This is a genomic window from Nocardia wallacei (assembly GCF_029868745.1).
In the GTDB taxonomy this organism is placed as follows: Bacteria; Actinomycetota; Actinomycetes; order Mycobacteriales; family Mycobacteriaceae; genus Nocardia; species Nocardia wallacei_B.
Map to the genome: position 1 here is coordinate 60,024 of NZ_JARWOP010000085.1, position 19,977 is coordinate 80,000.

The 19,977-nt window shown below is 69.4% G+C and carries 20 protein-coding genes; 8 read left to right on the forward strand and 12 right to left on the reverse strand.

Annotated features, from left to right (window positions below):
* Positions 1-61: 61 nt before the first annotated feature.
* Genes QH470_RS06225 through QH470_RS06245 form a run of 5 tightly spaced genes read right to left on the reverse strand, consistent with a single transcriptional unit; the run spans position 62 to position 5,392 of the window.
* Positions 62-430: a hypothetical protein gene (locus QH470_RS06225; RefSeq protein WP_280271303.1), complete on the reverse strand. Its 369-nt coding sequence runs from the start codon at positions 428-430 to the stop codon at positions 62-64.
* A complete protein-coding gene (locus tag QH470_RS06230; protein ID WP_280271304.1) occupies positions 427-1,182 on the reverse strand; it encodes an ABC transporter ATP-binding protein in 756 nt (251 codons plus the stop codon). Before QH470_RS06230 ends, QH470_RS06225 begins: the two co-directional genes overlap by 4 nt.
* Positions 1,179-1,892 (reverse strand): ABC transporter ATP-binding protein, encoded by a 714-nt coding sequence (locus QH470_RS06235; RefSeq protein WP_280271305.1) that lies wholly within the window; start codon positions 1,890-1,892, stop codon positions 1,179-1,181. The genes QH470_RS06230 and QH470_RS06235 overlap by 4 nt, the downstream gene beginning before the upstream one ends.
* Positions 1,870-3,993, reverse strand: a complete 2,124-nt coding sequence (locus QH470_RS06240; RefSeq protein WP_280271306.1) for a branched-chain amino acid ABC transporter permease — start codon at positions 3,991-3,993, stop codon at positions 1,870-1,872. The genes QH470_RS06235 and QH470_RS06240 overlap by 23 nt, the downstream gene beginning before the upstream one ends.
* Positions 3,994-4,009: 16 nt before the next feature.
* Positions 4,010-5,392 carry an ABC transporter substrate-binding protein gene (locus QH470_RS06245; protein ID WP_280271307.1) on the reverse strand — a complete coding sequence of 461 codons (1,383 nt, stop codon included), beginning with the start codon at positions 5,390-5,392 and terminating at the stop codon, positions 4,010-4,012.
* A gap of 288 nt (positions 5,393-5,680) precedes the next feature.
* Here QH470_RS06245 and QH470_RS06250 point away from each other — a divergent pair, with 288 nt between their 5' ends.
* From QH470_RS06250 to QH470_RS06265, 4 genes are all read left to right on the forward strand, one after another.
* Complete coding sequence (locus QH470_RS06250) at positions 5,681-6,949, forward strand: aromatic ring-hydroxylating oxygenase subunit alpha (RefSeq protein ID WP_280271308.1); 1,269 nt, start codon at positions 5,681-5,683, stop codon at positions 6,947-6,949.
* On the forward strand, positions 6,933-7,283 hold the full coding sequence (locus tag QH470_RS06255; protein WP_280271309.1) for a hypothetical protein: 351 nt from the start codon (positions 6,933-6,935) through the stop codon (positions 7,281-7,283). Before QH470_RS06250 ends, QH470_RS06255 begins: the two co-directional genes overlap by 17 nt.
* 3 nt (positions 7,284-7,286) lie before the next feature.
* On the forward strand, positions 7,287-8,408 hold the full coding sequence (locus QH470_RS06260; protein ID WP_280271310.1) for an acyl-CoA dehydrogenase family protein: 1,122 nt from the start codon (positions 7,287-7,289) through the stop codon (positions 8,406-8,408).
* Positions 8,409-8,507: 99 nt separating this feature from the next.
* Positions 8,508-9,308 (forward strand): acyl-CoA dehydrogenase family protein, encoded by an 801-nt coding sequence (locus QH470_RS06265; RefSeq protein WP_280271311.1) that lies wholly within the window; start codon positions 8,508-8,510, stop codon positions 9,306-9,308.
* 99 nt (positions 9,309-9,407) lie between these two features.
* On the opposite strand, the gene QH470_RS06270 is transcribed toward QH470_RS06265, so the two are convergent.
* Positions 9,408-9,908, reverse strand: a complete 501-nt coding sequence (locus QH470_RS06270) for an MTB12 C-terminal domain-containing protein (protein WP_280271312.1) — start codon at positions 9,906-9,908, stop codon at positions 9,408-9,410.
* A gap of 150 nt (positions 9,909-10,058) precedes the next feature.
* Positions 10,059-10,844, reverse strand: a complete 786-nt coding sequence (locus QH470_RS06275) for an enoyl-CoA hydratase (RefSeq protein WP_280271313.1) — start codon at positions 10,842-10,844, stop codon at positions 10,059-10,061.
* A gap of 207 nt (positions 10,845-11,051) precedes the next feature.
* Between QH470_RS06275 and QH470_RS06280 the strand changes: the two genes are divergently transcribed.
* Both QH470_RS06280 and QH470_RS06285 read left to right on the forward strand, forming a co-directional pair.
* Positions 11,052-11,711, forward strand: coding sequence for a TetR/AcrR family transcriptional regulator (locus tag QH470_RS06280; protein ID WP_280271314.1), 660 nt, complete (start codon positions 11,052-11,054; stop codon positions 11,709-11,711).
* Between the two features lie 38 nt (positions 11,712-11,749).
* Positions 11,750-12,565, forward strand: coding sequence for an acyl-CoA thioesterase (locus QH470_RS06285; RefSeq protein WP_280271315.1), 816 nt, complete (start codon positions 11,750-11,752; stop codon positions 12,563-12,565).
* Between the two features lie 312 nt (positions 12,566-12,877).
* Here QH470_RS06285 and meaB read toward each other — a convergent pair whose 3' ends face one another.
* Positions 12,878-13,741 carry a methylmalonyl Co-A mutase-associated GTPase MeaB gene (gene meaB / locus QH470_RS06290; protein ID WP_280271324.1) on the reverse strand — a complete coding sequence of 288 codons (864 nt, stop codon included), beginning with the start codon at positions 13,739-13,741 and terminating at the stop codon, positions 12,878-12,880.
* Positions 13,742-13,800: 59 nt separating this feature from the next.
* Positions 13,801-14,946 carry a thiolase family protein gene (locus QH470_RS06295; RefSeq protein WP_280271316.1) on the reverse strand — a complete coding sequence of 382 codons (1,146 nt, stop codon included), beginning with the start codon at positions 14,944-14,946 and terminating at the stop codon, positions 13,801-13,803.
* Between the two features lie 120 nt (positions 14,947-15,066).
* On the opposite strand from QH470_RS06295, the gene QH470_RS06300 reads away from it, so the two are divergent.
* A complete protein-coding gene (locus QH470_RS06300; protein WP_280271317.1) occupies positions 15,067-15,831 on the forward strand; it encodes an SDR family NAD(P)-dependent oxidoreductase in 765 nt (254 codons plus the stop codon).
* Between the two features lie 55 nt (positions 15,832-15,886).
* Here QH470_RS06300 and QH470_RS06305 read toward each other — a convergent pair whose 3' ends face one another.
* The 3 genes from QH470_RS06305 to QH470_RS06315 are packed head-to-tail and all read right to left on the reverse strand — an operon-like array spanning position 15,887 to position 18,634.
* On the reverse strand, positions 15,887-16,654 hold the full coding sequence (locus QH470_RS06305) for an enoyl-CoA hydratase/isomerase family protein (protein ID WP_280271318.1): 768 nt from the start codon (positions 16,652-16,654) through the stop codon (positions 15,887-15,889).
* Between the two features lie 2 nt (positions 16,655-16,656).
* Complete coding sequence (locus tag QH470_RS06310) at positions 16,657-17,745, reverse strand: acyl-CoA dehydrogenase family protein (protein ID WP_280271319.1); 1,089 nt, start codon at positions 17,743-17,745, stop codon at positions 16,657-16,659.
* Positions 17,732-18,634, reverse strand: coding sequence for an acyl-CoA dehydrogenase family protein (locus QH470_RS06315; RefSeq protein ID WP_280271320.1), 903 nt, complete (start codon positions 18,632-18,634; stop codon positions 17,732-17,734). The genes QH470_RS06310 and QH470_RS06315 overlap by 14 nt, the downstream gene beginning before the upstream one ends.
* 108 nt (positions 18,635-18,742) lie before the next feature.
* Between QH470_RS06315 and QH470_RS06320 the strand changes: the two genes are divergently transcribed.
* Positions 18,743-19,798 (forward strand): 2Fe-2S iron-sulfur cluster-binding protein, encoded by a 1,056-nt coding sequence (locus QH470_RS06320; protein WP_280271321.1) that lies wholly within the window; start codon positions 18,743-18,745, stop codon positions 19,796-19,798.
* The last annotated feature ends 179 nt before the right edge of the window (positions 19,799-19,977 follow it).

Consider the following 19,977-nt stretch of genomic DNA (forward strand, 5'->3'; position numbering starts at 1 on the left):
GTGTCATCGGACACCTCCACACCTCCATCTCGGTACACCCGCCGCCGGCCCGCGGCGCGGCTCAGGACGCCGAGGTGACGCCGTCGAGCCGAATCTCGCTGCCCACCACCCGGTTTCCGAGTTCGTCCAGATCGTGGGACTGCCGGGCCAGCCAGAACCGCAGGAAATTGGTCAGGGAATAGCGCAGGAACAGCGCCGCACCCACCACGCTCGCGGCCACCCCGGCCAGCGCCAGGGTGATGGCGTCGCGCTGGGCCAGCGGGTCGGTGGTGCCGTGCGACATGAAGTACGCCAGCACCGCGATCACCGGCCCGGCCACCATGAGCACCACGCCCAGGCGCAGCCACAGTCCCGAGCGCCCGGCGGCGGGATCGGGAATCTTCAGTTCCTGCAATTCGCGGACGAACCGGTCCGCGCGTGCTTCGGTCATGTCGAACTTCCTAGGTAGAGGGCTGCCAATTCGTCGCGGATCGCATCCGGATGTCCTCGCCGCGAGACGCGCCCGCGCACCAGCACGGCGGCGTGGTCGGCGATGCCCAGCACGGCGGCGGCGAACTGCTCGACCACGAGCACCGCGACTCCCTGCCGGGCGATCTCGGCCACCTGTTCGTAGAGCTGCCCGACGACCAAGGGCGCCAAGCCCATCGAGAGTTCGTCGAGCAGCAGCACCGCGGGATCGGTGGCCAGGCCGCGGGCCAGCGCCAGCATCTGCTGTTCGCCGCCGGAGAGAGTGCCGGCGATCTGCCCGGCGCGCTTGCCGAGGATCGGGAACCGGGCGAACGCGATCTCCTCGATCTCCGCGCGCGGGCGGCCGGTGAAGGTCATCATCAGCAGGTTGTCGCGCACGGTGAGGTTCGGGAAGACACCGCGGCCCTCGGGAATCAGGCACACGCCCGCCCGCGCGAGGTCGCGCGGTTGCGCGCCCGTCAGGTCGCGCCCGCCGAGCAGCAGCCGCCCCGAGGCGATCGGGTGGATCCCCGCGATCACCTTCAGCGCGGTGGTCTTCCCGGCGCCGTTGGGCCCGAGCAACGCGACCACCTGCCCGGACGCGACCTCCAGATCCACGCCGTGCAACACCGTGATGGCGTCGTACGCGGCCCGCACCTCGCGCAGGGCGAGCAGGGTTGCACCGTCCGGTTCCGTTGCGGCCGTGGATGTCCCGAGTTCGCTCTGTACGTTCATACGTCTCCCAGATAGGCCGCGAGCACGACCTCGTCCTCGCGGATCACCGCGGGCGGGCCGGAGGCGATGACCTTGCCGAGATCGAGCACGAACACCTCGTCGCACACGTTCATCACCAGGCCCATGTCGTGTTCTACGAGCAGCACCGCGGCGCCGTCGTCGGCGAGCGAGCGCAGTAGCTCACCGAAACGCTCGGTCTCGGTGTGGTCCTGGCCCGCGGCGGGCTCGTCCAGCAGGATCAGGCTCGGGCGCGCCGCGATCGCGCGTCCCACCTCCACCAGCCGGGCGGTGCCGGTGGGCAGGTCGTCGGCGGAGGTGTCGGCCACCTCCTGCAGGCCGAGCCGCTCGATGATCTCGGTGACGGTCCCGGCCGCCTGCCGCCGGTGCCGGCCGAGTTCGGCCGCGACCAGCAGGTTGTCGCGAACGGTCAAGCGCCCGAACAACTCCAGCCGCTGGAACGTGCGGGCCAGGCCGTGCCGGGAGCGCCGCGACGGCCCGAGCCGGGTGACGTCGGTCCCGCCGATGGCCACCCGCCCGGTGGTCGGTTTGCGCAGCCCGCAGATCACGTCGAACAGCGTGCTCTTGCCGGCGCCGTTGGGCCCGATCAAACCGGTCACCGCGCCGCGTTCGGCCCGCAGTCCCGCGCCGTCGAGCGCGCGGTTGCCGCCGAACACGACGGTGACATCGTCAACTTCCAGCAGCGACGGCACGATCGAGCACCTCCCCGTCCTTCGAATTCCACGGGCGCTTGATGCCCCACCACTCCACCGGCACCTCGGCCGGTCCCGGCTCCGGCCGGGTCCTGGCCCCGTGCCAGACGCGCGCGGCGATCGCGGCCACCACCGCTCCCGCGGTGAACATCCAGCCGTCGATGGTGTCGATCAGGCGCAGGCCCCACAGCCCGAGCAGTACGAGAATCAGTGCGGGACCGACGATCCGGTCGCGCAGCATCGGGAACCAGTCCTTGCGCAGCGGCCCGATGGCGCCCTCGCGGAGCACGCCGCCACCGAAGGCGATGCCGCCCAGCGACGGCAGTACCTGGGCCAGGTTCTGCAAACCGGGCCACAGCACGGGAATCACGTTGAGCGGACCCGCGAAGACGAGACCGGTGAACAGTCCCGCGCCCACGGCGCCGAGTCCGGCGATGGTCACGATCAGGAAAATCGGTAGTCCCGCAACGAGATTGAACTGGTCGGGCGCGACCGCCTGCAACTGCATCCCGTACAGCGCGCCGCCGAGTCCGGCGATGGCGGCCGACAGCGCGAACACCAGCACCCGCGCCGCCAGCAGGCTGCCGCCGAGGGTGGCGTAGGCGGCCTCGCTGTCGCGCAGCGCGATCAGCCGGCGCCCGAATCGGCTGCGCCGCAACACCGCGATGCCCAGGCCCGCCACCGCCAGGCACACCGCGGCGAACACGGTGATCTCCGCGGTGGTGTTCAGTTTCCAGCCGAACAGGTCCGGACCGACCAGCGACACCGAGCCCTGATCGAACAGCGCGATCCGAACCCCGAACAGTTCGAACGACGGCAGCGTGAAGATCCACCGGTCCAGCACCACCGCGAACGCCGCCGTCGCCAGGGCCAGATACACCCCCGACAGCCGCAGCGCCGGGATGGCGACCACCGCGCCGACCACGCCCGCGATGGCCATCGCCGCGAGCAGCGCCCACCACTGGCCGTCGGGGCCGAGGTGCGAATAGGCCACCGCCCCGACCCCGGCGAGACTGAGCTGGCACAGCGAGATCTGCCCGGCGAACCCGAGCAGCGGCACGTACGACAGCGCGATCACGCCCCAGGCGAACATGGCGCCGTAGGTGATCAGGTCGGCCTCGCCGAGCATGGTCGCCAGGAACAGCCCGATCACCACGATGGTCGCGGCGAAGGCCAGCGAGCCGTTGATCGTCGGCAGCGGAACGGGTTTCAGCTTGCGGTCCCGGCCACGCAACCGGCCGTGCGGGAACATCAGCAGAGCCAGGAACAGCAGCAGCGCGGGCGCCGCCAGCCGCAGACCGGGCAGATACTCGTTCTGCGGCAGGTACCCGGTCAGGTAGCTCTCCATCAGGCCGACCACCACCGCGCCCGCGAAGGTCATCGGCAGATTGCGCAGGCGACCGAAAATGGCTGCGGTGTAAGCGCTCACGATCAGCAGCGACAGCTGCGCGGCGTCCAGCGCCACGGTCGGCGCGATGAGGATGCCGCCGACCGCCGCCAGCTCGATGCCGAGGATCCAGGCGACCCGGTTGGCCCGGCCGGGATCGGCGCCGGTGAGACCCACCAGCGCCCGGTCGTCCACGGTCGCCCGCATCTCGGCGCCGGTCCTGGTGCGGAACAACAGGATTCGCAGCGCCACCGCCACCACCACCGCGACGCTCATGGTGAGCGCCTGATGCCAGGTGATCGTCACCGCGCCGAGATCGATCGAGGACCGGTCCGCGAAGAACCGCGGTAGCGACCGCGACTTGTTGGGGTCCCAGACCCACCGCGCCAGCACGATGAGACCGCTCAGCAGCGCGATGGTCATCACCAGTTTCTCGGCGTCGCCGAGGCCCTGGGTCGGCGCCAGGGCCTTGCCGAACACCAGGCCGAACAGCGGCGCGAAGATCAGCAGCACCACGACGATCGCGATCGGCACCGGCCAGCCCCACCCGATGGTCAACTGCCAGTACACGAACGCCGAGATCATGCCCGCCGCGCCGTGCGCGAAGTTGAACACGCCGGTCGTGGTGTAGGTGAGCACCAGCCCGCTGCCGATCACGGCATAGATCGCCGCGGTGCTGAGACCGACGATCCCGAAGGCGAGGAACTGCTCCATCAGTGCGACAGCTCCGTCACTTCAGATCGGTCATGCTCTTGCCGACATCGGCGAGGGTGGTCGGCTTGCCGAAGTCCCGGGTGTACTTGTACGCGGTGAAACCGCAACGGAACACGCCGTTGTTGGGCTTGAAGTCGGCGGTCTCCCAGCCGTCGGCGGTGGCCTTCTGCACGTTGAAGCAGCGGGTCTGCTCGGCCAGCGGCTTGGACAGGTCGACGGGCGCCTGCAGACCGCCGCCGGTCCACGCGGTCTCGGCGGCCGCGGCGTTGTATACGCAAGCGCGAGTGAGGTTGTCGCCACAGCCGCTGGCGGACTTGGCGAACAGCAGCCACGACTGGAAGGCGCGCAGCACCTGGAAGGTGATGTCGGCGTCGGGCGCGTACTGCTTGAACAGGTCCTTCAGCTGTTGCACCGCGGGCACTTTCGCGGCCGCGTCCAGCGGGGCGGTGCCGCTCATGTCGAGCACGTTGTTCTGGGTGCCCAGCGAACTCTTGACCGCGTCGAGGAACATGTTGTTGTAGGAGTTGGCGTTCGCGTCGATCCAGTCCAGCTTGTAGTTCATGCTGGTCAGCGTGTCCTCGAGCTTGGCCAGGTAGCGGAAGTCGCCGAAGAAGATCAGGCCCTTGACGTTGTTGGACTTGATCGCCTGCGCGTACGGCGTCCAGTCCGCGACTCCCGCGATGGGGTACAGCTCGTTGTAGACGATCTTCGCGCCCGCGGCGGTGAGCGATTCGCCCATCTTGTCGCCCATGACCTTGGTGATGGGCGAGTCGCCGTTGATCATGCCGACCGCGCCGGCCGAACCCGGGTAGGCCTCCTTGATCAGCCAATCCTGGAACCCGGTGTACGGGTTCACCGGCTCCGACGCCGAGGAGCCCGCGCCCAGTTGCAGGTCGGAGCCGGTGTTCGAGGTCTGGGTGACCTGCGCGGGGAACTCCGGCAGCAGGCACGACAACCGGTCCTTCACGCCCAGGCCGTCGAGGGCGGCGCTGCCGCCGACGAGGAAGAAGTCCTCGCGGCAGGCGTCCAGCATGCGCTGGCGCACCTCCATCAGCTTGGTGTCGCGCAGCTTGTTGACGATCTTGCGGCCGTTGATGCCGCCCGCCGCGTTGCACCAGGAGGTGAACACCTTGGCGGCGTCGACGAAGTCGGGGTTCTTCGTGAAGCCGATGTCGGAGAACATCCCGACCTGGATCTCACTCGCCGTCACGCCCTGCGCGGAAGCGGTTTTCGCGCTTCCGGGCCCGCAGACGCCGGTCAGGTCGCCGAAGTTGCCCGACGCGGCGGCAGTGCCCGAGCCGCCCTCCTCGGTCCCGCGACTGCCGCCCTCTCGGGCGCAGCCGGACGCTACCAGGAGCGCGAGCGCCAGTAAGGCGACGATTATGCGCTGCGGTTTCACCGTGGTTCCTCCTCCGTGAGCCGCCCGAGAGGGGCTCTGTCACCGGTTTGGAAACTATCTTCTCAGAATTGGATAATCAATACACCCGGTTTGGAGAGTGTGATCCTCGCGGGCTCCGGCGGGTGGGCCGTTGACACGATGGCAGCCGCATGGAAACCTAATAGCCGAATATGAGAATGTGATTCTCGTAAGCACGCCCGGAGGGCCACCGGCATCCGGGCCGGCTCGGCCCGCCGGCCCGTCTACCGACACCTTCGGCGCACCAGCCGGACTACGAAAGGTAATCCGTTGGCACACTTCACCAAACCGGCCGCCGGGAGCTGGACCCAGAACTACCCGGAACTGGGCACCGAGCCGGTCGACTACACCGACTCCATCGACCCCGCCTTCTACGAGGACGAGCGCCAGGCGATCTTCCGCAAGAACTGGCTCAACGTCGGGCGAGTGAACCGGCTGCCGCGCGCGGGCAGCTACTTCACCAAGGAGCTGGCCTGCGTCGGCACCTCGCTCATCATCGTCAAGGACACCAAGGGCGTGGTGCGGGCGTTCCACAACATCTGCCGGCACCGCGGCAACAAGCTGGTCTGGGATGACTACCCGGGCGAGGAGACCGCCGGCACCTGCCGCCAGTTCACCTGCAAGTACCACGCCTGGCGCTACAGCCTCGAGGGCGAGCTGACCTTCGTCCAGCAGGAGAAGGAGTTCTTCGACCTCGACTCCGACAAGTTCGGTCTCAAGCCGGTGCGCTGCGAGGTGTGGGAGGGGTTCATCTTCGTCAACCTCGACGAGCACGCCAAGCCGCTCACCGAGTACCTGGGCGGATTCGCCAAGGGCCTGGAGGGCTACCCGTTCGAGCAGATGACCGAGGTGTTCAGCTACCGCGCCGACATCGGCAGCAACTGGAAGCTGTTCATCGACGCGTTCGCCGAGTTCTATCACGCGCCGATCCTGCACATGAAGCAGGCGGTCAAGGACGAGGCCGACAAGCTGGCCAACGTCGGCTACGAGGCGCTGCACTACGAGATCGACGCGCCGCACTCGATGGTGTCGTCATGGGGCGGCATGGCACCGCCCAAGGACCCGAACATGGTCAAGCCGATCGAGCGGGTGCTGCGCAGCGGGCTGTTCGGCCCGTGGGACAAGCCCGACATCGAGGGCCTCGACCCGATGCCCGAGGGCATCAACCCCGCACGCCACCGAGCTTGGGGCGTGGACGAATTCGAGTTCTTCCCGAACTTCTCACTGCTGTTCTGGGCGCCCGGCTGGTATCTCACCTACCACTACTGGCCGACGGCGGTGGACCGGCACATCTTCGAGGCGAGCCTGTACTTCGTGCCCGCCCGCAACGCCCGCGAGCGGCTCGCCCAGGAACTGGCCGCGGTCACCTTCAAGGAGTACGCGCTGCAGGACGCGAACACCCTGGAGGCGACCCAGACCATGATCGCCACCCGCGAGGTCACCGAGTTCCCGCTCAACGATCAGGAGATCCTGCTCCGCCACCTGCACAAGACCGCCCAGCGAATCGTCGAGGAGTACCGCAATGGCAGCGCAAAGTAACGGCACCGGACCGCAGCTCCCCGCGGAGTTCGCCGAGTGGTCGCGGCTCTCCGACTGGATCCTGCCCACCGAGCCGGAGCGCTACCAGAAGCGGCTCGCCTCCTCGATGGCGGAGATGCAGGACCTCTACGACACGGTGTTCCCGCGCCTCGAGGCCGCGATGGCGTTCTGCGACAAGTACGAATGGGGCGATCTGCCCGACGAGGTGCGCAACCTGTTCCACCTGCTGCAGTCGCTGGTGATGGTGTCGTTCCCGGTCGAGGTGTGGAAGCAGCCGCGGGTGCCCGACTCCGGCGCGGCCTACCTCGACATCGTCCGCGAGCCGGTGGTCTGAGCGGTGACGGCGCCGGGCACGACCACCGGCCCGGACGAGCAGATCGCCCGATTCCGGTCGGGCCTGCGCGACTGGCTGGACGCGAACGACCTGACGCCCGGCCCGGACCACTCGCTGGACGGGCAGGTCGAGCAGTTGCTGCGGGTGCGGCGCGCGCTGTACGCCGCGGACTGGATGCGTTACGGCTGGCCCGCCGAGGTGAACGGACTCGGCGGGCCCGCCGCTTTGCGCGCGGTGCTGGGTGAGGAGGTCGCCTCCCGCGACCTCGCCGAACCCGGCATCTACTCGATGATCGAGGTGCTCGCGCCCACGATGATCAGCTACGCGCGACCGGAGCTGGCGGCGGCCATGGTGCCGCTGCTGCTGTCCGGGCGCGAGCAGTGGTGCCAGGGCTTCTCCGAGCCGGGGTCGGGCAGCGACCTCGCCTCGCTGAGCACCAAAGCCGTTCCCCGCGACGGTGATTGGGTGATCAGCGGGCAGAAGGTGTGGACCAGTCTGGCCCAGTACGCCGCGCGCTGCGTGCTGCTCACCCGCACCGGCCCGGGCCACGACGGGATCACCGCCTTCTTCGTCGACATGGACTCCCCCGGCATCACCGTGCGGCCGCTGCGCACCATGCACGGCGTCGACGAGTTCGCCGAGGTGTTCTTCGACGACGTGGTGGTTCCGGGCGACCGCATGCTCGGCCGGCCCGGCGACGGCTGGCGGGTGGCGATGGATCTGCTGCCCTACGAGCGCTCCACCTGTTTCTGGCATCGGATCGCGTACCTGTTCACCCGGCTGGACCAGGTGCTGGAGCAGACCGCCGAGCCCGACGACGCCGAGCTGGGCGCGGCGTACCTGGCACTGCACACGGTCCGCTGCCGCTCCCACGCCACCCAGCGCCGCCTCGCCGCGGGCGCGCGGCTGGGCGCGGAGACCTCGATCGACAAGGTGCTGCTGGCGACCGCCGAACAACGACTGTTCGACACCGCCCGCGACTTGCTCCCCGGCGCAGTCGAATTCACCGACCCCCACTGGCGCACCGAGTACCTCTACTCCCGCGCCGCCACCATCTACGGCGGCACCGCCGAGATCCAGCGCAACATCATCGCCCGCCGCCTCCTGGACCTGGGCAAGGAGTGAGGGGCCGATGCCATCTTGCCGTCATCGGCCATGTCGGAATGACGAACGGCCTACCACTGCAATCCCTCTGGGCGAGGCACTAGCGGACGAGGAGTGCGCATGACCGATCTCGACGCGGGCGAACTGGATCTGCTCGCCGATGCGCTGCGCAAGGCTATGACCACCGGTAGCGCCGCCGAACTCGATGACGCGCTGGGCGAGTTGGGGTGGGCGGAGTTGCTCGCCGAGCTGCCCGATGTCGCTGTGCCGCTGGTGTTCCGGCTGCTCGGCGAGACCGGGGCGCACGCTGCCGTACTCGACGACGTCGTCCGGCAAGCCGCCGAATGGACTGAGCCACAACCCATCCCGCTGCCGTTCTCCGGTGGCACGTGGGTGGTGTGGGATCGGGCGGCCGAACCTGGCGCCGCCGTGGACGAAGAACTGCCGCTGCGCACCGTCGATTCCGGCGCCGAACTCCCGGCCGCCGCGCTGGCCGCCGGACGCCGCGCCCTCGGCTGGTGGCTGCTCGGCACCGGGCACGCCATGCTGGCCCTCGCCCGCCGACATGCCCTGGAACGCAAGCAGTTCGGCCGTCCGATCGCCTCGTTCCAGGCCATCCGGCACCGCCTCGCCGAAACCCTCGTAGCACTGGAGGGCGCCGAAGCCGCCCTCACCCACGCCGACACCGATCTGGGCGCCCTACTGGCCAAGGCCGCCGCGGGCCAGGCGGCACTCACCGCCGCCCGCCACTGCCAGCAGGTCCTCGGCGGCATCGGCTTCACCGCCGAACACGACCTGCACCGCCACATCCGCCGCACCCTGGTCCTGGACGGCTTACTCGGCAGCACAAGGGAACTCACCCGTGCCGCAGGCGCCCACATCCGCACGTCGCGATCCGCCCCCCGCCTCGCCCAACTCTGAAGCCGCACATCCGCTGACGAGGGGCTACCGCGGCGACATGGAGAAGTCCGGTACCGGAAAGGGTTGCGGCACCGGACTTTCGGTCCCCGGGTAAGGGGTTCAGCAGGCCGGGGAGGTACCGCCCTGGATCGCCAGCAGGGCGCAGAAGGTGGCGGTGGCGACCTTCCACTTGCCGGCTTCCCGCACCGCCTGGCCGGTCTGGTCGGGCAGCATCGGGTTGCCGCCGATCAGCAGCGTGTAGGTGACGTCGGCGTGATCGGCGTCCACCGGCTTCACCGCGGCCACGGTCACGGTGGTGCCCTGCGCCTGCGGGTTGGCCGCCTGCGCGTCCAGGATCGGGCGGAAGACATCGCCGTTCTGCACCACCGCGGCTTTGTCCTGCGGCGGCGTGGTGCCGGCGAAGAAGGTCGTGTAGACGTCGGTGACGGCCTTGGTCGTGGCCGGATCCGCCTGGGCCGCCGCCGAACTGGTCGCCGCGGCCGACGTGGACGACGACGCGTCGGTGGATTCGTCGTCGGACCCGCAGCCGGTCAGCGCTACGGCCGCGACGAGGGTCGCGCCGCAACAGATCGCGGCCCGGCGAAGGATGGAATCGCGCATGGATTTCCTCGTTTCGAAAGGGAACAGCGGTGGCGCCGGGAGCGTGTCCGCCCGGAGCGCCGGTGGTCCCGTACGGCCACCGTGCCCCTGCGCGAGGCGAGACGGACCGTGCGGGTGCTGCCGGTCGCCCGGCAGACGATGTCGCCGGATCTACTCGGTCTTCGCCTTCATCTCGTCCAGCGCGGCCAGGATCGGGTAGCCGCTCACGCTCAGCGCGTTGCCGTGCCCGGTCTGGTGCACGTCGAACACCGATTGGATCGCGGCGTAGAACCCTTGCACATCCAGCGTCTGATTGACCGCGCGCTTGGCTTGGCGCAACCCGAACGGCGGCATCGTCGCGATCCGCTCGGCCAGCGCCCTGGTCTGCTCGTCGAGTTCCGCGCGCGGCACGACCTGATTCACCATGCCGACCTGCCGGGCCTCCTCGGCGGTCACCGAGCGCCCGGTGAACAGGATCTCCTTCGCCTTGCGCGGCCCGAGTTCCCAAGTGTGCCCGTGGTATTCGACGCCGCCGATGCCCATCATCACCACCGGATCGGAGAATTTCGCGTCGTCGGCGGCCACGATGAGATCGCACGGCCAGCACAGCAGCAGGCCGCCCGCGATACACCGCCCCTGCACCGCCGCGATCGACGGTTTCGGGATGTTGCGCCAGCGCAGCGAATATTCCAGGTAGCGGCGGGCCTCGGTCTCGTAGATGAGCTGCAGGGTGATCTTGGTGATGTCCGCGCCGCCGGTGGCCCGCATGTCGTGGCCGGAGGAGAAGTGCTTGCCCTCCGCCCGCAGCACGATCACCGACACGTCCTCGTCCTCGGCGGCGCGCACCCAGGCGGCGTCCAGCTCGTCCAGCAACTCCCGGTTCTGCGCGTTGGCCGCTTCGGGCCGGTCGAGTGTGATGGTGGCGATCCGATCGGCGGCCTCGTAGCGGATGTACACGTCGAGCTCCTCAACTCCGGGAAACGCCGGGTCGGCAGGGCTGTGCGCCGGCCGCGGTCATCGGGTGAGGTGAGAATAACATTCTCATGTCAGGAAAGGTAAGTCTCCCAGAAGGAGATTGCTTTGGTTCCGAACCGACCTTGAACATGTCGTTCTCCGGTACAGTACATTCATGTTCTCTTCAAATGACCGAGAACCGGGGCGCCGGTGACCACGCCGAGCGAGAAGCCCGCCTGGAAGCAGCGCGCCGTCGAGCGCTCGCTGCGCACCGCCAAGCTGCGCGCCGAGCAGCGCGTACAGCGGTTCCTCGATGCCGCCCAGGCCATCATCACCGAGAAGGGCACCACCGACTTCACCGTGCAGGAGGTGGTGGACCGCTCGCGGCAGTCGCTGCGCAGCTTCTACATGCAGTTCGACGGCAAACACGAACTGCTGCTCGCGCTGTTCGAGGACGCCCTCGGCCGCACCGCCGACCAGTTGCGCGCCACCGCCGACGGGCAGACCGAACCCCTCGAAAAGCTGCGGGTGGCCGTGGAGCTGCTCTTCGAATTGTGCCGCCCCGACCCCGCGGCCCGGCGCCCGCTGTTCACCGATTTCGCGCCGCAGCTGCTGCTCTCGCACCCCGGACACGTCAAGGTCGCGCACGTGCCGATGCTGTCGCTGTTCACCGAGCTGATGGACAAGGCCAAGGCCGCCGGTCAGCTGCGCGCGGATATCAACTCCCGTCGGACATCGGCCATGCTGATGCAGACCGTGATGTTCATCGCGCAGTCCGCCGGCAGCTCCGCCGAGGAGACCCAGCACCCGATCACGGCGGCCGAGGCGTGGGATTTCTGCGCGCACGGCTTCGCTCGTCACGGAGAATAATATTCTCGTCTAGCGAGAATTGTCTTACACTCGGTGCCATGCCCGATTTGTGGAGTGATCTCGTCAGCAGCCTCGATCTGAGCGCGGCATCGTCCACCGAGGACGCCGACGCCGTATTCGAGGGCCGCAACCTGAATTTGGCCTACCACCGTGTGTTCGGCGGCCAGCTACTCGCCCAGTTCGCGCGAGCGGCCGCGGCAGGCGTTCCGGACAAAGAGATCAAGTCGCTGCACGCGATCTTCGTGCGCGAGGGCAGCGCCGACGAACCGATCCGCTACCGGGTGCACCGCCATCACGCCGGGCGTTCCTTCGCCACCGTCTCGGTCGTCGCCGAACAGTCCAAGGGCGTGGTGGCGACCGCGTCGGTCTCGCTGCACACTCCCGAGCAGGGTCCGGACCGGCAGACCGTACCCGCCGCGCCCGCTCTGTTGTCGGCCGAGCACAAGGTGCAGTGGGATCTGCTCCCGTGGGAGACCCGGGCCGTCGTAGATCTCGAGGACTTCGGCTCCGCCCCACCGGAATTCGAGTTCTGGATGCGCACGCCGGAGGCCGACCCCGCGCTGGCGCCCGCGATCGCCGCCTACGCCACCGACCTCACCCTGATCGGCACGGCCCTGCTACCGCAAGAGGGCTTCACCCAAAGCGGCAACGGCACAGCCTTCCTCTCCGCCGTCACCTCCCACACCCTCTGGTTCCACCGCACCTTCCGCACCGACGACTGGCTCCTCCTCCGCCAGCACAGCCCCCTACTCGCCCACGCCCGCGCCTACGGCCGCGGCGACATCCTCACCGAGAACGGCACCCTCGTCGCCTCCTACGCCCAGGAAGCCATGGTCCGCCTCCCGGAGCAGTAGACAAACGATAGAAATCACCAGGCAGTCCCTCGTCATTCCGGCATACCTCTCGCCACTCCGGCATACCTCTCGTCATTCCGGCATACCTCTCGTCATTCCGGCATGCTTTTGGCCGGAATCAGCTGCATGGTGTGGATCCCGGCCAAAAGCGTGCCGGGATGACGGGGGACGGTTCGCGTGGATTTCCCTGGATGTGGCACTAGCCCTCGGGCACGGCGGGTTCCTCGTGCTCGAACGCGCCCACATACCCGAGCGCAGCGGGTCTCACGCTCGACCGCGCCCACTTACCCTGCTCGCCCGCGAGCACAGCGCCTATTCGTGCTCGAGGGGGAGGAGGGTTTGGGCGGCGTGGTAGGCGTCGCATTCGCCGGAGGCTACGGCGGCGGCCAGGCGGTCGAGGTCGGCGTGGGTGCGTAGGCGGGTTTGGGCGAGGGAGAGGATTTGGGCTCGGGCTCGGGCGGTGCGGCGCTGGGGGGTGTCGGTGCGGTGGTGGGCCTCGATCGCGTCGGCCAATTCGGCGATGCGTTCGCCGCGCGAGGCGATCAGGGTGAGGATCGGGGCATCGGATTCGGCGCGCAGGTCACGGACGGTCTGCTGGGCGCCTTCCCGGTCGGCCTTGTTCACGACCAGGATGTCGGCCACTTCCAGCAGGCCGGCCTTCGCGGCCTGAACCGCGTCTCCCGCACCGGGATTCAGGATCACCAGGGTGGGGTCGGCGATCGCGGCGATCTCGATCTCCGACTGCCCGACGCCCACCGTCTCCAGCAGCACGATGTCGTAGCCGAGCGCCCCGAGCAGCTGGATCGCGGCGGGCACGGCGGCGGACAGCCCGCCGAGATGGCCGCGGGTCGCCAGCGATCGGATCAACACGTCGGGGTCATCGATGTGCCGGGCCATGCGGATCCGGTCGCCCAGCAGCGCGCCGCCGCTGTAGGGCGAGGACGGGTCGACCGCGAGTACCGCGACCCGCAGCCCCCGCTCCCGATAGACGCTCGCCAGCGCGGCGATGGTGGTCGACTTCCCCGCACCCGGCGGCCCGGTCACCCCGACCACCCGCACCGGCACCGGCTCCAACGCCGCCCGCACCTCGCCGCGCCGCTCCCCCTCCACCAGGGTGAGCAGCCGCCCCACTGCCCGCGCCGACCCGCCCCGCGCCTGCGCGAGCAGATCGGCCACGGACGCGCCGACTACCCCGGCGACTCCGGAAGCCGCTGCGCCACGGTCGTTCTCCGCACTCACGCAGCCGGTACCTCGATGACCGTCGCCGAGCCCATGCCGCCGCCCGCGCACATCGCGGCGATACCGAAACCACCACCGCGGCGGCGCAATTCGTGTACCAGGGTGACGATCATCCGCGCTCCGGTGGCGGCCACCGGGTGGCCCAGCGAGCAGCCGCTGCCGCTCACGTTGACGATGTCCGGATCGAGGTCCAGGGCGCGGATGGCGGCGATCGGCACCGACGCGAAGGCCTCGTTGATCTCGATCACCCGCACCGACGACAGCGAGATCCCGGCGCGGGAGACGGCCCGGGTGATCGCCTCGATCGGGGCGAGGCCGGTCTCGGCCGGATCGACGCCCACCGACACCCACGACCGGATATAGGCCAGCGCGGGCAACCCGAGCCGGTCACTGGCGACGGCCAGCGCGGCGGCCCCGTCGTTCGCGCCGCAGGCATTGCCCGCAGTGATGGAGAAGCCCTCGATCTCCGGATGCAGTACCTTCAGCCCGGCCAGTTTCTCCAGCGAGGTGTCGCGGCGCGGATGCTCGTCGGTGTCGAACAGGCCGTGCGGCGTCTCGATCGGCACGATCTCTTCCTTGAAACGGCCCTCGTCGATGGCCGCGATCGCATTGCGGTGCGAGCGCAGCGCCCACGCGTCGAGTTCGGCGCGCGTGAGACCCGCCCGCACGGCCGCGTTCCAGCCCACGGTGATGGACATGTCCATGGCGGGGGCGTCCGGGCGGTCCGGATGGCTCGGCGACACCCAGGGATCGATCCACTCGTCCGGCCCGACCTGGAACCGGACGCGCGGCGCGGTGGAATCGGAGTTCACCCCGCCCGCGATGACGAGTTCGTCCATGCCGGCGCGGATTCCGGCCGCGGCGGTCTGCACCGCGGACATGCCCGCCGCGCAGTGCCGGTTCAGCGCCAGGCCCGGCGCGCCGGTCAGCCCCGCGGTGACGGCCGCGTGCCGGGCGACCACGCCGCCGCCGTACCGCCCCTCCCCCAGGACGACGTCATCGACGCGCGCGGCGTCCAGCCCCTCGGCGGCCGCGCTCACCACGTGGTGCGCCAGATCGAAGGCGTTGGTGTCGCGCAGGGTTCCCTTCCGGGCGGTACCGATGGGGGTCCGCAGCGCGGACACGATAACGGCTTCAGGCATTTCGGTGGCCTCCAATTCGGCGACGGGTACTCGGCGCGACCGCTCGGGTGCTCGTGCGACACACGACGAGAATGCTATTTTCTCAATAGGAGAGCCGTAGTTGCAAGATAGGATTATCACATGCAGATCAGTGGAAGCTCCGCCCTTGTAGTCGGCGGCACCGGCGGCCTGGGCGAGGCGACGGTGCGACGCCTGCACGCCGCCGGGGCGAAGGTGGTGGTCGCCGACGTCGCCGACGACAAGGGCAAACAGCTGGAAACCGAGCTGGGGATCCGGTACGTGCACACCGACGCCACCGACGAGGATTCGGTACTCGCCGCCATCGCGGAGGCGGAATCGCTGGGCCCGCTGCGCATCTCGGTCGACACCCACGGCGGTCCGGCCACCGGCGGCAGGCTGGTCGGCAAGGACGGCTCGCCGCTGCCGCTCGAGGGCTTCCGCACCACGATCGAGTTCTATCTGACCGCGGTGTTCAACGTGCTGCGGCTGTCGGCCGCCGCGATCGCCAAGACCGAGCCGCTGGACGAGGGCGCCCGCGGCGTGATCGTCAACACCGCCTCGATCGCCGCGTTCGAGGGCCAGACCGGCCAGATCCCCTACTCGGCGGCCAAGGGCGGCGTGGTCGGCATGACCCTGGTCGCGGCGCGCGACCTGTCGCCGCTGGGCATCCGGGTGGTGACGATCGCGCCCGGCACCGTGAACACGCCCGCCTACGGACAGGCCGCCGACAAGCTCGAGGCCTACTGGTCCCCGCAGGTGCCCTTCCCCAAGCGCATGGGCCGATCGGTCGAGTACGCCCAGCTGGCCACCTCGATCATCGAGAACGACTACCTCAACGGCGAGGTCATCCGTCTCGACGGCGCACTCCGCTTCCCGCCCAAGTAGTTTCGCGCGAAGGTCCCGGAGCCAGGGGGGTTCCGGGACCTTCGATCGCGCGCCGCTACTCCTTGGCCGCGGTGAGCTTGCTGATCACCGCCCGGAAGTCGTCGGTCTGGAACGACAGGTCCTCGGCGGTGGTGGCGAAGTCCAAGGTCGCCAGGACCGCTCGCTCCAGATGCAGATTCAACAGGCGCTTGGTGCTCTCCACGGCCTGCTGGGGCAGTTCGAGAATGCGTTTCGCGCAGGCCAGCGCCTCGGACATGGGATCGGCGACCACATGGTTCACCAGCCCCATCTCCCGGGCCCGCGCGGCGCCGATCTTCGCGCCGGTGAGCGCGTATTCCTTGGCGAGCAGCAGGCTGGTGTGCAGCGGCCAGGTCAGCGGCCCGCCGTCGGCGGCGACCAGGCCCACCTGAACGTGCGGGTCCTTCAGATACGCCGTCTCGGCGATGTAGGCGATGTCGCTCAACGCGACCAGGCTGCAACCCAGCCCGACGGCCGGGCCGTTCACGGCCGTGATCACCGGCACCCGGCACCGCGCCATGCCGAGCACGATGTCGCGGCCGTGGGCGATCGTCTTCGCCCGCAACTGCGAATCTCGGCTCAGCTCGGCCAGATACGCGAAATCGCCACCGGCGGAGAACGCCTTGCCCGCACCCGTGAGCACCGCGACCCGGGCGTCCCGGTCGTCGCCCAGCCGCGGCCAGAGCCGCGCCAGACCGGTGTGCAGGTCGTCGTTCACGGCATTGAGCGCGTCCGGCCGGTTCAGCGTGATGATCCGGAGCGGGCCGTCGGACTGGACGTCGATGACGTCCGGCAGGTCGTACATGGTCAGACTCCTAGTCCGAGGATGCGGGAGGCGATGATGTTCTTCTGGATCTGCGAGGTGCCGCCCATGACGCTCTGGGCGCGGCTGTAGAAGTAACTGCCGAGCAGTTCCGGGTCGGCGGTGCCGGTGACGGCCAAGGCCGCATGACCCACCGACTGGTCCACCCAGGTCATGAGGAGTTTGTCGAGCGAGCCGTCGGGGCCGTGCACCACGCCGTCCAGTTGCTCGGACAGCCGCCGGCGCACATGCAGCCGCAGCATCTCGGTCTGCACGGCCGCCCACGCCAGGTCGTCCGGCGCGGGGCCGTCGAGCCGGGCGGCCAACTGCCGCACCAGCTTTCCGTATCGGGCCGCGTATCCCAGGGTGGAGGGCTCGCGCTCGTGCCCGACGACGGTCATGGCGAGTTTCCAGCCGTCGCCGGGCGCGCCGACCATCTGATCGGCGGGCACCCGCGCGCCGTCGAAGTGCACCTGGCCGAACTCGCGGGTGACGCCGCTGATCATCTGCAGCGGCCGCTGTTCCACGCCGGGCTGCTTCATGGCGATGATGAACGCCGAAATGCCCTTGTGCCGTGGCACTTCCGAATCGGTGCGGGCCAACAGCAAACACCAGTCCGCGACGTCGGAGTAGCTGGTCCAGATCTTGTGGCCGTGCACCACGTACTCGTCACCGTCGCGGGTGGCGGTGGTCGTCAGCGACGCCAGGTCCGAGCCCGCGCCCGGTTCGCTGAAGCCCTGGCACCAGCGCTCGGTGCCGTTGATCATGCCGGGCAGGAACCGTTGCTGAAGTTCCTTGCTGCCGTGCCGGCCCAGGCCCTGCACCAGGTAGCCGAGGCTGGGCCGCGGCGGCGCACCGGCGATGGCCAGTTCCTCGTCCACGATCACGTCGTACACGGGCGGCAGTTCGTGCCCGCCGAACTCCTTGGGCCATGACGATCCGAAGAACCCGGCCGCGTACAGCGCCTGATGCCATTCGCCCTGCCGGGCCCAGTATTCGTCACCGGAGGTGGGGAACCGGCCCGCCGTCTCGGCCAGCCAGGCGCGCAGCCGCGCCCGGAACTCGGCCTCCTGCGGGGAATCACGAAAGTCCAAGATCGATCTCCTTCAGACGGGCGGGGAACAGTTCGGTCGAGACCAGTGCCCGCCGCAGATACACGTGCGCGAGGCACTCCCAGGTATTGCCGATGCCGCCGTGCACCTGGATCGACGCCTCGCAGACCGTGCGGGCCATCCGCGCGGTGTAGACCTTCGCGACGCGCGCGGCCCGCAACGCCTCGGCGGGCGCGAGTTCGTCGACCGCCCACGCCGCGTGCCGCAGCACGCTGATCGCGCCCTCGATCAGGGCCTGGTTCTCCGCGAGCAGATGTGCCACCGCCTGATACGAGCCGATGGTGGCGCCGTACTGCTCGCGCACCTTGGCGTAGTCGACGGCGAGGTCCTGCGCGCCGCGGGCGGCGCCGAGCAGATCGGCGGTGGTCAGGGCGAGGGCCAGGGCCTGCCAGCGGGTGGCGTCGTCGGCCGGAAGTTCGGCGACGGTCTCCGATTCGCCGGTGAGCGCGGCCGTCTGCCGGGTCAGGTCGGCCCCGGGCAGCACGTCGCCGACGGTGGCGGTGCGGATCCGGGAGCCGTCCACGATCAGCGCCCGATCGCTGCCGCGGGAGTCGATCGCGCGATCGCCGACCGCGAGGGTCCAGCCGCGCCCGTCGCCGGGCCGCCCCGGCAGCCCGTCGGCCAGGGCCGGGCCGAGAAACGCGACGTCGACCAGGCCGCGGCCGAACTCCTCGGCCACGATCGCCATCTCGACCCCGGACGCGCCGTCACTGCGCAGATCGCGCCAGCCCGCCGTCGCGACGGCCCGCTCCAGCCGCGCCCGCCGGGTCTCGTCATCGAGGTCGGCGACCGAGCCGGGGCCCAGGTCGTCGGCCAATTTGGCGGCGGCGTCGCGCAATTGGCGCTGTTCGCTGGTCAGACGGACATCCATGGCGCTCCTCGGGGAGTCGGCTCGGGAACATATTTGAGAGATCTCGTCTCATGGGTGAGAATATAATTCTCATAGTACTAGAATCTACCTACCAGGAGGATGCGGTTCATGGCGAGACCCTCGATGTTCCAGTCGGCGACCGTGACCCGGATCGTCAAGGAGAGCGTGGACGCGCGCACGTTCGTGCTCGCGCCGCACGGCGGGCCGATCACCTACCGGGCCGGACAGTTCTGCACCTTCCGGGTGCCCGTGGACGGCACCGCGCTCTTTCGCTCCTATTCCATGTCCAGCGCGCCGGAGACCGACGACGAGCTGATGACGACGGTCAAACGCGTTCCGGGCGGCAAGGTCTCGAACTGGATGCTGGACAACCTCACCGAGGGCGACGAGGTCCAGATGTCCGGCGCGGCGGGCCGGTTCTGCCTGCGCGAGACGGACGTACCACTGCTCGGCTTCAGCGGCGGCAGCGGGATCACCCCGATCATGTCGCTGACCAAGTGCGCCCTGGCGACCACCGGGCGGCGCGTCCGTTTGCTGTGCGCCGACCGCGATGCCGATTCGATGATCTTCGAGACGGCGCTGGCCGAATTGGTGCGTCAGTATCCGGACCGGCTGGAGGTGGTCCGCCACCTCGACGCCGACCGCGGCTTCCTCGACGCCGCGGCGGTCCACGCCTTCGTCGCCGCCGACGCGCACGCCGACGCCTACATCTGCGGCCCCGAACCGTTCATGGAGATGGTCGAGCTGGCGCTGCCGGGCCCCGGCCTGGTGTACAGCGAGCGGTTCGGCGCACCGGCGGCCGTCCCGGAAGGCGACGCACCGCAGCAGGCGGCCGCCACCTCACCCGCCACGAATGCCCCTGCGCCCGGCCCGGTCTCGGCCGCCGGAGCGGGCACGGTGACGATCAAACTGAACCGCAAGAAGAAGGACGTGCCACGCAAGGACGGCGAAACCCTCCTGGAGAGCGCCCGCCGCGCCGGCCTGGCGCCCCCGTTCTCCTGCGAACAGGGCAACTGCGCCACCTGCATCGCCAAGGTCACCGAAGGCAGCGCCACCCTCCGCCAGAACAACGCCCTCACCGACGACGAACTGGCCGAAGGCTACGTCCTCACCTGCCAAGCCATCCCCGACACCGAATCCATCACGGTCAACTACGACGAGTGAGCGGTCGAACGACGAACGGCATGCCTTCCACCTGTACTCGGCATGCCATCCGTCATCCCGGCATGCCATCCGTCATCCCGGCATGCCATCCGTCATCCCGGCGTGCCGTCCGTCAAAACCGCGGGGGGGGGGGGGGGGGGGGGGGGGGGGGGGGGGGGGGGGGGGGGGGGGGGGGGGGG

What these genes read in the sequence shown, in the direction of transcription:
- QH470_RS06285 (WP_280271315.1), top strand. Translation starts at nt 11,750, where the DNA reads ATGCCCGATTTGTGGAGTGATCTCGTCAGCAGCCTCGATCTGAGCGCG.
- QH470_RS06225 (WP_280271303.1), bottom strand. Translation starts at nt 430, where the DNA reads ATGACCGAAGCACGCGCGGACCGGTTCGTCCGCGAATTGCAGGAACTG.
- QH470_RS06305 (WP_280271318.1), bottom strand. Translation starts at nt 16,654, where the DNA reads ATGTACGACCTGCCGGACGTCATCGACGTCCAGTCCGACGGCCCGCTC.
- QH470_RS06300 (WP_280271317.1), top strand. Translation starts at nt 15,067, where the DNA reads ATGCAGATCAGTGGAAGCTCCGCCCTTGTAGTCGGCGGCACCGGCGGC.
- QH470_RS06295 (WP_280271316.1), bottom strand. Translation starts at nt 14,946, where the DNA reads ATGCCTGAAGCCGTTATCGTGTCCGCGCTGCGGACCCCCATCGGTACC.
- QH470_RS06315 (WP_280271320.1), bottom strand. Translation starts at nt 18,634, where the DNA reads ATGGATGTCCGTCTGACCAGCGAACAGCGCCAATTGCGCGACGCCGCC.
- QH470_RS06230 (WP_280271304.1), bottom strand. Translation starts at nt 1,182, where the DNA reads ATGAACGTACAGAGCGAACTCGGGACATCCACGGCCGCAACGGAACCG.
- QH470_RS06265 (WP_280271311.1), top strand. Translation starts at nt 8,508, where the DNA reads ATGACCGATCTCGACGCGGGCGAACTGGATCTGCTCGCCGATGCGCTG.
- QH470_RS06270 (WP_280271312.1), bottom strand. Translation starts at nt 9,908, where the DNA reads ATGCGCGATTCCATCCTTCGCCGGGCCGCGATCTGTTGCGGCGCGACC.
- QH470_RS06320 (WP_280271321.1), top strand. Translation starts at nt 18,743, where the DNA reads ATGGCGAGACCCTCGATGTTCCAGTCGGCGACCGTGACCCGGATCGTC.
- QH470_RS06255 (WP_280271309.1), top strand. Translation starts at nt 6,933, where the DNA reads ATGGCAGCGCAAAGTAACGGCACCGGACCGCAGCTCCCCGCGGAGTTC.
- QH470_RS06240 (WP_280271306.1), bottom strand. Translation starts at nt 3,993, where the DNA reads ATGGAGCAGTTCCTCGCCTTCGGGATCGTCGGTCTCAGCACCGCGGCG.